The 11,216-nt window shown below is 38.9% G+C and carries 11 protein-coding genes; 8 read left to right on the top strand and 3 right to left on the bottom strand.

Annotation, left to right across the window (positions count from 1 at the left end):
- Positions 1–7 precede the first annotated feature (7 nt).
- From D2910_RS04045 to D2910_RS04020, 6 genes are all read left to right on the top strand, one after another.
- Positions 8–517, top strand: coding sequence for a DUF6843 domain-containing protein (locus D2910_RS04045; RefSeq protein ID WP_117312468.1), 510 nt, complete (start codon positions 8–10; stop codon positions 515–517).
- A gap of 269 nt (positions 518–786) precedes the next feature.
- Entirely contained in the window at positions 787–1,905 is a 1,119-nt protein-coding gene (locus D2910_RS04040; protein WP_165850128.1) for a DUF1835 domain-containing protein, read from the top strand.
- Positions 1,906–2,150: 245 nt separating this feature from the next.
- Positions 2,151–2,582 carry a hypothetical protein gene (locus D2910_RS04035; protein ID WP_117312466.1) on the top strand — a complete coding sequence of 144 codons (432 nt, stop codon included), beginning with the start codon at positions 2,151–2,153 and terminating at the stop codon, positions 2,580–2,582.
- A 72-nt stretch (positions 2,583–2,654) separates the two neighbouring features.
- Entirely contained in the window at positions 2,655–3,116 is a 462-nt protein-coding gene (locus D2910_RS04030) for a helix-turn-helix transcriptional regulator (protein ID WP_117312465.1), read from the top strand.
- Positions 3,117–3,182: 66 nt separating this feature from the next.
- Entirely contained in the window at positions 3,183–3,488 is a 306-nt protein-coding gene (locus D2910_RS04025; protein WP_117312464.1) for a hypothetical protein, read from the top strand.
- Between the two features lie 84 nt (positions 3,489–3,572).
- Entirely contained in the window at positions 3,573–4,031 is a 459-nt protein-coding gene (locus D2910_RS04020) for a hypothetical protein (RefSeq protein ID WP_117312463.1), read from the top strand.
- A gap of 315 nt (positions 4,032–4,346) precedes the next feature.
- On the opposite strand, the gene D2910_RS04015 is transcribed toward D2910_RS04020, so the two are convergent.
- From D2910_RS04015 to D2910_RS04005, 3 genes are all read right to left on the bottom strand, one after another.
- A complete protein-coding gene (locus tag D2910_RS04015; RefSeq protein ID WP_117312462.1) occupies positions 4,347–6,329 on the bottom strand; it encodes an ABC transporter permease subunit in 1,983 nt (660 codons plus the stop codon).
- A gap of 49 nt (positions 6,330–6,378) precedes the next feature.
- Positions 6,379–6,702 carry a hypothetical protein gene (locus D2910_RS04010; protein WP_117312461.1) on the bottom strand — a complete coding sequence of 108 codons (324 nt, stop codon included), beginning with the start codon at positions 6,700–6,702 and terminating at the stop codon, positions 6,379–6,381.
- Positions 6,703–7,071: 369 nt separating this feature from the next.
- Positions 7,072–8,307 carry a helix-turn-helix domain-containing protein gene (locus D2910_RS04005; protein ID WP_117312460.1) on the bottom strand — a complete coding sequence of 412 codons (1,236 nt, stop codon included), beginning with the start codon at positions 8,305–8,307 and terminating at the stop codon, positions 7,072–7,074.
- A 401-nt stretch (positions 8,308–8,708) separates the two neighbouring features.
- Here D2910_RS04005 and D2910_RS04000 point away from each other — a divergent pair, with 401 nt between their 5' ends.
- The gene (locus D2910_RS04000) at positions 8,709–10,088 is read left to right on the top strand and encodes an alkaline phosphatase (RefSeq protein ID WP_117312459.1); all 1,380 of its coding nucleotides are present in this window, start codon (positions 8,709–8,711) and stop codon (positions 10,086–10,088) included.
- A gap of 68 nt (positions 10,089–10,156) precedes the next feature.
- Entirely contained in the window at positions 10,157–10,798 is a 642-nt protein-coding gene (locus D2910_RS03995) for a DUF4352 domain-containing protein (protein WP_117312458.1), read from the top strand.
- Positions 10,799–11,216: the final 418 nt, after the last annotated feature.

The following is an 11,216-nucleotide window of genomic DNA, read 5'->3' as shown; positions in this document are numbered from 1 at the left end:
AGGTTACATGAAAAAAATACTTTTCTTTTTTATTTCTCTCGTCCTCAGTATTGTTCTTGCATTTATTCTACTCCTAGCCCTAAGTGGCTATTCAATAAGTTGGGATAGTTCAAAAAACCAAGAGGTGGCTTATATTTATTTGATCCCTGAAGGTTATAAGGGATGTGCTTGGATTCGGTACGGTCACCCCGGAGGAACCCCGTTGGAAATTAACAATAATGAGGTCATATTCAGAATTCCTGAAAACGGAATATTGCGTACCAGTTCAGATTATGAAGAAGTTCCTCCCCTACATAATACAAAAGTTTTTTCTGTAAATGACCAAGGTGAGCGAGTTAAGCAGTTGTTCGATGAATATGATCGGCCCCCTTCTAGTTTCTATTCATACAATAATCAAAATCCTGGAGATGTAATTTATATCAATTTTAATTCAAGCGAAGAAAAATGTGAGTTCCAGGAACATGTCAGTAAATCGTCGCAACTTTCTGTTAGCACTTTAATTTACACTCAAAATTAAAGGGGATTCCAATAAGTCCTATATGTAAATTTAGATATAAAATTTTCAAAAATTGAACTTCAAAAGAATCTAGGTTTACATATCATGAGATTATCGGAAGCTGCATAAATAGAGAGCGAGAAAATAGGCTGGTTAAAGCTTATTTTCTCTTTTTTTTGAGAAAGTATACTTTTATGAAGTTTTAGGCAAAGGTTTATTTCCTGATAAATTCTTTAGATATGAATTCTTAGTAATAAACCATATATGGTAAAGTTATGGAAAAGGGAAGGGTGATCTTAATCAAAACTAGAGTCAATTATCCATTCATATATTTTCTAGTCGAAGAAAATCTTGTTTTAATGTATCGCATCGAAATAGATAAATATGTAACGGCATCGACTCTTATTGATAGTAGCAATACGGAGATGTATGATTTAGCATCTCCAGAGAGTTTTGAGTCGTTTATTCATAATGAAAGAGAACCTGTTGAAGGCAGAAGCATATTTATGAATCATCGTGACTTGGATTTTATGGCGGACGAAATAAACAAGCAAATTCAAAGAAACCGTCAGCTAAACAAAGCTAAAAATCAAATAGATGCTGTTCATCTTGTTACAGGAGAATCTCCAGCGGGCTCCCTGAGATTAGGATTGGACCGACCTAAGACTGTCATTGGTTTTCCAGATGCTTTTTCAATTGGTCCATTGTGGAGAATACCCGAAAAAGAAGGTCTGAATTTCCGTACAGAATGGTTGTTTGATAATATCAACTTTGAGCAGGAAGACACTGAATATGAACGCAAATTTAAAAATGTCTTGCTCCAGATTGAAGACATTGCCCCTCATGTTCCCATCTATATCTGGTATGGGAATAATGCTGAAGAACAAACAGGTCTCCGCCTTTATCTTACTCTATTGAGAGATAAGCCAAATAAGATATATCTGATGAACACCACAGAACTTTACGAAAAATATATTGCCGGTGATGACGAATCAGCCTACTTTCACACAGGACTGTTGGATTCAAAGCAGCTGAAACGATTCTTCCAGAAGGAACAAAATAACAAAACGCTCAGTGAAGAAAAAAGAATTAACTTCCAAGAAGAATGGCGCTCTCTATCCCAGAAAGAGGAAGTGTTGCGTATTTGGAAAAACGGTCAGATTCAGGCCGTTCCGGAAGATTATTTCGATTCACTCATCATCGAGAAACTCGAAAGTCTACATCGAAAACAGGAAAGCCCAGAGTTCATCCTGACTGCAAAAGTAATTGGTGAATTAGTGGCCGAACAGGAAGAGTTTGTGGATTACTTCTATTTGGAGTTCCGACTGCGCCAATTAGTATATAACGGAACATTAGAGATAAAGGGTGTCCCTAAATCCATGCGCCATTATCGGATAAAACTTCGATAAATCCTAGGCGAATAGTTAACATATGATCGCTTATCGGAAGGAATGAGGTGAAAGACATAGCCTCTTTTCCTTCCTTTTATATTTCTTTAAATGGAAGAAGGGAGAATGAAAGAGTAAAAATATAAAGTCCAATAGCCTGGTCCTCTTATTCAAATAAATATGGATTGTCAAAATTACTCAATAGGTGTAATATTACACTTAATATGTAATATCGAATTGAAATAGTTCAAAACAGGGGGGACGAAATGGAACGGAAAGTCACTTTATCAATTTTGTTGATCATTGTCACATTTATTGTGTGTCTTGTTCTGAATTTCCCAGATGCATTAATGGGAAATTCGCCAACCATCAGGAATGCAATTATTACTTTTGTTTTCGTCTCAATTTGGATTTTCGTTTTCTTCATTGTTTTACGGAATAAAAATCAGGCCGTAATGAAATTTTTTCTGCTATTTTGGCTTGTAACGCTGTTCTTTGCTGTATTAACAGCACTTGCTAATGGGGAAATATTAGATGCAACTTGGGCCACAGCATTTATAGCCTTGTTAATAACACCATGGTATGGCATTGAATTGTTGACGGATGATTTTCTGATTACAGCTATTATCATTTCAATAATATCCGTGCTGTTTCTTTTTGCCGCTGGATTATCCCTTGTAAAATCCCGAAGTATATAAGTACCACATTCCATAGTATCTTTACTGAGTTAAAAGTGTTTTTATTAGAAAAAATAGAACTGAGGCGTTGAAATGAATCAAGAAGAATTAATCGACATCGTATCGCAAAAAATTAGACTGATCCGTCTGGAGAAAGAATTGTCACAGGAAGAAATGGCGAAAATTCTGGGCATCTCCAAAAAGACATTAATTCAAATTGAAAAAGGAAGAGTGGCTGCAGGCTGGAATGTCGTGGTCACCTGTGTAGCCTTATTCGAAGAAAGTGAGATTCTCCAGAATGGACTGGGGGAAGATAGTTTGGAAGTCGTGAGATTAGTTACTTTTAACAATATTGAACAGCCAGTTATGAAAACGATGGGTGGCAAGATCTGGTGGAAAGAAGTTGAAAAACGGGGAGAGTTTAAACTCCAACAGAATGTCGTCAGCCAACATTTCCGGATTATTGATGATTCAAATTATCGGTGGTTCAGTTCCTTTGAGATGGAAGAGGTCCTGCTTCATCTAAAGTATTTGGAAAAGAATGTGAAAAAATGAGCCGGTAACGAATAGTTTATATTTCTCAAACGAATAAAAACAGACAAATAACAAAGAGGTGATTGGATGAAAAAGTTTTATGGGTTATTGATCGGCAGCTTTTTGCTGGCAACTATCTTCTGTGTGTTTGGACAAGGGATTGCCTACTTTTTAAGCGAATACTTTATACCGATTTGGCCGGTTTATTACTTGACTGGATTAACGATTTTAAGATTCCTGCTTTATTTACTGACCGCTTTATTAATATTTAGTTCATTCAAGAAACAAGACTCGACTTATAAGTATCTGGAACCTATTGTGGTATTGCTATTCATAACAGCATTCAGTGCTTCTCTTTGGTCGCTTTTCGTGACAGCTATGTGGTGGGGATAAATTTCACTTCTGCAGAGGGTGGATCGAAGAAGTGAGTTTGGAGAAATAGCCAGTTCGTCAAATAGTCGAGAGGAAGGTATTAAAATGAAGTTTAAGTTTTGGATCTTGCTGATAAGCTCGTATTTAATTGCTTTTTCAACAAATTTAATCCCATCATTAAAACACCCAGACTCAAATATAAGTATTTTCAATTTACTGGCTACGTTTTTGTTACTAATTGCTTTTCTTATAGTCATAAAAAAAGTCTGGTCTAGTGGTAAATTACATAAAAGCTTAAAGAGATTTTTATTAGTTGGTTTTATATCAGGTCTAGTTATATATGGCATTAAAATTTTTGAAGACACATTGATGAACTACAATGTTTTGGATATGACAGCATCCATTCAATATCTAATTTATCTGCTGTTCATCACACCATTATTTGGAATGAATTATTTATTTGATATGGGTTATGGTAATTTCTCGTTGTTAATTTCAGTAGTTTATATTTTCATACTTTTCGCAGTCATTACTTTTAAAAAAGCAGATGGGCCAAATGTATAGAGCAGTTTATTGAGTAGAAATCTTACTTGAAGCACTACAAAATGCTTCGCTTCTTTGTAAGTAGATTTTTTGTAATGAAGAAAATATCATTACTCAACTCGTTTATTATGTTCAAAACCTCTACCTAATTCAACTCGATGTAGCTGATTAATTAGGCGACTAGAGTGAGCTCGAGTAATTAAATATTTATTCATCTTCACTTTTTAGAGAAATTGTAGTATTAGGAAAAAGCTCAATAAAATGAAAAGGACAGAAACTCTTTCTCGAGCGATTCTGTCCTTTTTAAGGTGGTGGAATATCAAAAAGACTGTTCATTCAGTTCGTTTCTTCGTTCACCTGGGGTTTTTTGATTCGCGTGAAAGAAGGTGCCGAGCTGGACTCTTCTTTGGATTGATTCGGTACAGGTACTTTTACAGGCACCACTGGTTTCTGTGTGAGATACTCGGCAATTGTCGTGAAGCAGTAGATTAACATCATGAAAATTGCTAGTGGCGGTAGGATCATCCAATACTGATTTGTCACAAAAACTTCTCTCGAAATCGAAATCATTCCTGACAGTTCGTATATTTCAGGAATGAGCCGCGGGGAATCGATTTGCGAAAGGGCTCCTCCGACAAAGATGTTCAAAATTCCTAAATGGACAAACATTTGAAGCACTTGAACAACATGCTGTGTCCACATTAACACCAGCTTTGGCCATAGCTGCGGTTGGATGTGTTTGGTCAGAATCCAACTTAAAGATCCGCCCATCAAAACCGAACTGACGACATAGTCTTTTTTCAGCGTTTCATTCATTTCATTGCCAATGGCACTGGCAGTGATGGGCAAGACGACCGCCGACATGATCAAGACTTGGAAGGCAAGCCGTTCCCATAGCGTGCTGTTCCATTCCCCGCTGCTGATCAGAACCGGCAGCAGCAAGATGTAGACCAGCAATGTCAGCGGCAAAAAATGCATGCCATCTGCGATGGAATTGACGATATTTCGCGCCTTGTTATTGAGAAAGAATACGTAGAGAAGCCCGAATACATAGCCGAGTGCCACGCGAAGCGTCGCGATGAGCAGGCTCAAAATAATCGTGTATTTGATGCCGACCAAAAGCTGTTGGGCAATCGAAAAGCCGTAGGGGTCGGTTCCGAAAACGACTTCAGCTGATGGCGCTAGTGGTGCACTGCTCGCAATGCTGCCATCTTCATCATATGCGTATTGAATTTGTTCCACTTCATCATCGGCAACTACGCCATAAAGAAGACTGGCCGACAGAAAGCTTACTACGAGCAGTAAAGGGATAATGATAGCCATCCGGTTCTTAAACCGGAATGAAAACGGTTTTGCACTCTTCAATTTTTTTGAAAGAATCCGTTTCCAACTTGTCCGGATTTCCTGTTCATCAAATATCCGCAAGTTGAATTTCTCAAAGACAGCGTTCCGTTCGACATCACTCTTTTTCATCAGCAGTTCCATGAAGGTGTAGAAAAGAAAGAATGGAATGAAGACGGTCAGCAGGATGAAGGTAATGCCTTTTGGACTGAAGTCGGATCGTAGGTAATAAAGAATTCCTTCAATGCCGAATAAATATTCGATGATCAACAAAGTGGAAAGTGTCAGCCAGACGATGGATTTCGACTGGTAAAATACACTTCGCAACACATTGGAAGTGCAATGTTTCCAGAGAACTTCAAACTGGCTCAAGCCTTTCGAGCGTGCCAATTCAACATACGATTGCTGCTGCTCTTCTTCATATAGCAGGATAAAGAGTTTAAAAAACAACAGGGTCGGCAAGACGGATAAACAGAGAATCGGGACAAGGTAAATCCGTTCGCCGCCTAGGCTGTAAAAACTGAGAAGCAGCGTGCCTGTTTTCGAGTAGAAAGCGAGCACCACTATCTGAATGAGAAAGACGTAGGAAAAGTCCGGAAACGACTGCAGGATTTTTACAAATTGCAGCGCAGAGCGTTTGATAACGCCGTTAGACTGCAAGGTGAGCAGCGCCAGCACAAAAGCGATGACAAAAGATAAAACCAGAGCCATCAGCAACAACGGCATGGAATACAGATAAGGGCCGCTTAAAAAGCTGGAAAAAGAGAAGGGTACAGTTTCAAACGTACTTAGATTCAAATAGCTGAGTGTCCATTCGTCCGGTGTAAAGAATGCGGTGATTACACTTTTTACAGCTAAGGCGTAAGCGGGGAAATCAAAAAAAGTGTCTCCTCGGAACATGGCTGGGGTGGCACTGATCAACACGATGCCGACAATACCAAATATGAATTTCCCTAAAATGGCTATTATTTTCTTCATTTCATCCTCCCCCTATATTCCTTTTAAAATCGAGATCAACAACATCTTGTTAAGCTAAAAAGTATTCACGGTATGTATAAAAAGTAATGGCGACGACCAACAGTAAATAGAAAAGCGAACCAATGAAAATATAAGATCTTTCAGATGGTTCGGCTTTCTGGTCCATCCGAATGCCTGTTTGCCCTTGAATGGCCATGTCCATTCGCCGGCTCGCCACACCGCCTTTGCTTTTGAAGAAATAAATTATTGCCAAAGCCAGCCCGCCGAAGGGTATCGCGATATCCAGAAAATCCAATTGAAAAGCAAAGGCAGCGGCCAGGTTGCTTAATCCTAAAACGATCAGTGTGCCGAGAACAATCAAAGAATTTTTCATAACTACCTCCGTTTTCTGTCTTGGAAAAATTACGATTTTAAATTTAAACAAGACGGCTCTTAAGTATCCAGCTTCTTTTATTTTACGTGTAATCTAACTTCTGAAGTATTGAGAAAATTTAATCGAAAACTCGAGATGAACGAACAAAATTCCTGTAATTTTACTAAAGACCATCTTCTATCCAGGATGCAGTGATCACAGTTTCCTTTCATGCGCTTTCCCAAAAACGATCAAGGGGACTATATATATTTATCTACAGTTGCAGTACTATTGTTTTAAAAATCCAAAGAACGCAAAAGACACCTTCTTCAGCGGGTAGCTATGATAATAGCTACATAATGTGGAAGGTGTCTTCTGATTTTTCTGCCGTTAACTTAAGGCTTCCGCAGAAACCTCAATATAAATGTCGGCAGCTTGTTTATACTTTTTATGCTCGTAATAAAATTCTCCAAGTAAAGATAATGCTTGAATGTAATCATCTTTATCCCCGAACTTTTTGAAGAACGGAACCACCTCTTCTTTTAACATGAGTTCCCATTTCGGATCAACAGGGCCAAGTTTGTACTTATAATCCAAGATTTGAAATTTATAGTGGTATTCTGCATTGTTCAACTCTTTGACAAGGGTTATTCCCAAATTGCGAAACTTTATCGCTTGTCCGTCTTGCTGGAGTTCACAATATATAAGGGAAAGAAAATAATACGACTTCAAAAGGGAATAGGGGCTGCGGCCCATATCCATACTTTCTATGATTGCTTTCTCCGCTTGTTGAAAATCGTTTTGGTTATAGTAAATGACCCCGATGTTGTGTAGAACCATAGATTTTGAAGAACTTTCTAACTCACTGCTCGTTAATATTTTTTCGAAATCCTCTCTCGCCAGCTGATATTCCTTCATCAATAGGTTGTTAATGGCGAACATCATCTTGCATTTGAGGACTTTTTTATAGTCTAAGTTCTTTTGGTAGATCAGCTCGCATTTTTTAATGTACTGATTGGAATTCAAAAATTTCCTCAACCGGCTGTAGATTATCGCTAAAGAATAATAGACGTCCGCTTCTTGGAGGCCAACCACTTCACCAAGCAAAACGGCTTCTTGAAAGTACGAAGCCGATTGATGCCAATCGTTTGTTTTATAATAATAAATACCTTCGATTTTTCGCATATGATATCTTTGTTTGGAATCCATGTAGGCATAGGAAGCAGAAAGCTGTTCAATTTGTTGGAGTGGTGCATGCCCTTCAGACTTGAGCAAAAGATGGAGTGAGAATAAATCGTAATAAATTCGCAGGAATTGACTTGAGATATAATCTTTTTTCAACTCTATCTGATCTTTTAGAAGCAGAGCCTCCTCGAAGCGTTCCTGGTTTATTAATGCATTCCATTCTAAAAGCTTTTCCAAGATTTTTGGGCTTGTTATATTCTCGATTTCTTTAGGATCCAAATCTAACCTTTTACACAGGTGCAGCAGGATGTCATTACTTGGTTCCAGCTGATTATTCTCTAATTTACTTAAGTAAGGTATAGAGCAAATTCCTTCGGATAAAACTTCTTGTGTCAGATGACTTTTCTTTCTGAAATACTTGATAACCTCGCCAATGGTCATGGAGTTCACCCTTATCTCTGATTTACAGATTTTCTAAATTGTACCATGACGAAAAAAGATTTTATTGTGCGTTCAGTAAATTTATAAAGTGACTCAAGTTATAACGGAGCTATTTTTCTTAGGGGTAAGTCCAACCGTGACAACCACCTTAATTTCAGTTGCCATATCATGAATTATCGGAAGGGAAGCGGCATTATACAAAGCCACTTCCTTTTTTCTTTATGTAAGTGTACTTTTTACGAACGGCTGCATTCCTTAAATGAAAATATAGAGAACCATAATGATTCTGCTTGTAAAGTTGAGTGTTTTCTTTTTTTACATAGTATTCATTTTTCTGTAACTCCTCCTTAATAATCAATCTCTACCATTGCTCTTGTAAGCTAAAAACAGGAGGGAAAAAGATGTCCATAAAAAACTTCAAGAAGAAATTGTTTCCATTCGCAGTTGTATCCGCTATTGCATTTACCAGTGTTGCAGGCGCAGTGCCAAATGCCGAAGCGAATGGCAATGAACAAACTAATGGAAAAGTTAAAAATGTCATTTTCTTGATTGGCGATGGGATGGGAGTCTCTTATACGACTGCATACCGCTCAATGAAAGACGATCCGGCTACAAAACTTATTGAAGAAACAGCCTTTGATCCGCATTTGGTCGGCCAGCAAATGACGCATCCTGAAGATCCGGATCAAAATATTACCGATTCCGCTTCTTCAGCCACAGCGATGGCAGCCGGAATCAAAACATATAATAATGCCATTGCGGTTGATAATGATGAATCAGAAGTGGAGACGGTTCTCGAAGCTGCCAAGGAAAAAGGGAAGGCAACCGGGTTGGTAGCGACTTCTGAAATCACACATGCTACTCCCGCTTCTTTTGGAGCACACGACATCTCCAGAAAAAATATGAATGCAATCGCTGATGACTATTATGATGAGCTCATTAACGGCGAGCATAAAGTCGATGTTTTATTGGGCGGAGGCACGAGTTTATTCGACCGCACAGACCGTGACCTAACTGAAGAGTTCCAGAACGATGGATATGGCTATGTAACGAACAAGCAGGAATTATTGGAAAATGAAGACGCTCAAGTGCTTGGATTATTTGCGCCAGCCGGCATGCCGAAAATGATTGACCGTGAAGACAGCGCACCTTCGCTTGAAGAAATGACCAAGTCTGCAATCGACCGGCTCAAACAGGACAAGGATGGATTTTTCCTGATGGTGGAAGGCAGTCAAGTTGACTGGGCAGGACACGATAATGATATTGTTGGTGCCATGAGTGAAATGGAAGATTTCGAGAAAGCGTATGCCGCAGCAATTGAATTTGCGAAAAAAGACAAGCATACCTTAGTGATTGCAACAGCCGACCATTCAACGGGTGGATTCTCGATCGGGGCTGATGGCATTTACAACTGGTTCGGTGAACCGATTGCTGCTGCGAAACGCACGCCGGATTTCATGGCAAGTAAAATTGCCGAGGGCGCGGAAGTGGAAGAAATTTTGAGCCAGTACATCGACCTTGAATTGACAGACAAAGAAATCAGCGCTGTGAAAGTTGCAGCAGAAACTGAAAACTATGGAAGCATCGACAATGCAATCGAAGAAATTTTCAACAAACGTTCCTATACAGGCTGGACAACAGGAGGCCATACAGGAGAAGACGTACCGGTTTATGCTTACGGCCCATCGAGTGAGAAATTCGCAGGAAACCTGGACAATACAGACCATGCGAAAATCATCTTCGATTTACTTAAAGCGAAAGTCGAAATAAACGATAAATAAATGGATGAATGTAAAATAAATCTTGTGCAAATTTAGCTGAAGAATTTTTGCAGGACAGGAGAGGGCCGATGAATCGCATTTTTAATTTGGGTATACTATCTATTCTTGTATTGGCAGGCTGTTCTGAAGAAACGGAACCGGCAGCACAGGCTGCAGTAAACGAAGAAGCCGCCGCCATCCCTACTTATTTTGACGGCTATGTTCTCAGTCCTCAGGTGACGGACGACCGCTCCTTGCAGAAAGCGGGACAATCCTTCCGTGATCTGCGGGGAGAAATTGAGCTTAAAGCAATAAAAACAGAAATACCGGCATATGAAGTGGGCGGAATCGAATTAACAGTATACGAAGCCAAACTCCTTCATTTCAAACCGGAATACAGTATGATTGATTTCTTCCATTCGTATACGCACGAAACGGAATTCGGCATGGTGAAGTTTTTTGTGGAAATCACGAATACTACCGAAGAGGTGCTAAAATTTGCACCTGTGGCAGTAGTCGAGACGAATGCAGGAGAAACGAATACATGGGAAGAAGATATTTACCTGGAAGAATTGAACGGTGAAATTCAGCCGGGTGAAACGAAAAAAGGGAATATCGGTTTTATTCTTGAAAAGCCGAGCAACGAGCCACTGAAATTTATGACAAGTGACGTGTATAGCGCAAGCGATAAAAAGCTGGCAGATGCCCAGCTGATAGAAATAGAATTCTAAAAAGACAACGCAAAGATGGAGAGGGTGGCCCAGGGATTATCGGGCCGGCCTCTCATTTATTGTGTATCAAAAAAATAGATTTACTTACTTTTTTATACATGCAACAAGAAAAAGATTTGTTGATAATTATTATTTCGAGTTGTGCTATAAAAAGGTCCAAGTTCTTACTTTTAAAAAATCAGGCTTAAATAATATCAGTAATCGATAGATGAATAATTTCGAAGGGAGGCAAGAGGCTAATCGCAGCTTATCTTGTCTCCCTTTCTATCTGCAAAACTGTAGCTTTAGAAACTGCCTGATTTGCATTCCAGTCCAAAAATATTAATTCTCTGTATATGTTTAACCTATTCCAATAACCAATTTAAATGGTAAAATTTATAAAAAGAAGAGTCGGAAAATTCTTGATAAAGATTCGACA

Origin of the sequence: Planomicrobium okeanokoites (assembly GCF_003428875.1) — a bacterium.
Lineage (GTDB): Bacteria > Bacillota > Bacilli > Bacillales_A > Planococcaceae > Planococcus > Planococcus okeanokoites.
The sequence above is the reverse complement of the archived record's forward strand: the minus strand, read 5'-3'. Positions and strand labels throughout refer to the sequence as shown.

What these genes read in the sequence shown, in the direction of transcription:
- D2910_RS04010 (WP_117312461.1), bottom strand. Translation starts at nt 6,702, where the DNA reads ATGAAAAATTCTTTGATTGTTCTCGGCACACTGATCGTTTTAGGATTA.
- D2910_RS04000 (WP_117312459.1), top strand. Translation starts at nt 8,709, where the DNA reads ATGTCCATAAAAAACTTCAAGAAGAAATTGTTTCCATTCGCAGTTGTA.
- D2910_RS03995 (WP_117312458.1), top strand. Translation starts at nt 10,157, where the DNA reads ATGAATCGCATTTTTAATTTGGGTATACTATCTATTCTTGTATTGGCA.
- D2910_RS04005 (WP_117312460.1), bottom strand. Translation starts at nt 8,307, where the DNA reads ATGACCATTGGCGAGGTTATCAAGTATTTCAGAAAGAAAAGTCATCTG.
- D2910_RS04025 (WP_117312464.1), top strand. Translation starts at nt 3,183, where the DNA reads ATGAAAAAGTTTTATGGGTTATTGATCGGCAGCTTTTTGCTGGCAACT.
- D2910_RS04045 (WP_117312468.1), top strand. Translation starts at nt 8, where the DNA reads ATGAAAAAAATACTTTTCTTTTTTATTTCTCTCGTCCTCAGTATTGTT.
- D2910_RS04020 (WP_117312463.1), top strand. Translation starts at nt 3,573, where the DNA reads ATGAAGTTTAAGTTTTGGATCTTGCTGATAAGCTCGTATTTAATTGCT.
- D2910_RS04035 (WP_117312466.1), top strand. Translation starts at nt 2,151, where the DNA reads ATGGAACGGAAAGTCACTTTATCAATTTTGTTGATCATTGTCACATTT.
- D2910_RS04030 (WP_117312465.1), top strand. Translation starts at nt 2,655, where the DNA reads ATGAATCAAGAAGAATTAATCGACATCGTATCGCAAAAAATTAGACTG.
- D2910_RS04015 (WP_117312462.1), bottom strand. Translation starts at nt 6,329, where the DNA reads ATGAAGAAAATAATAGCCATTTTAGGGAAATTCATATTTGGTATTGTC.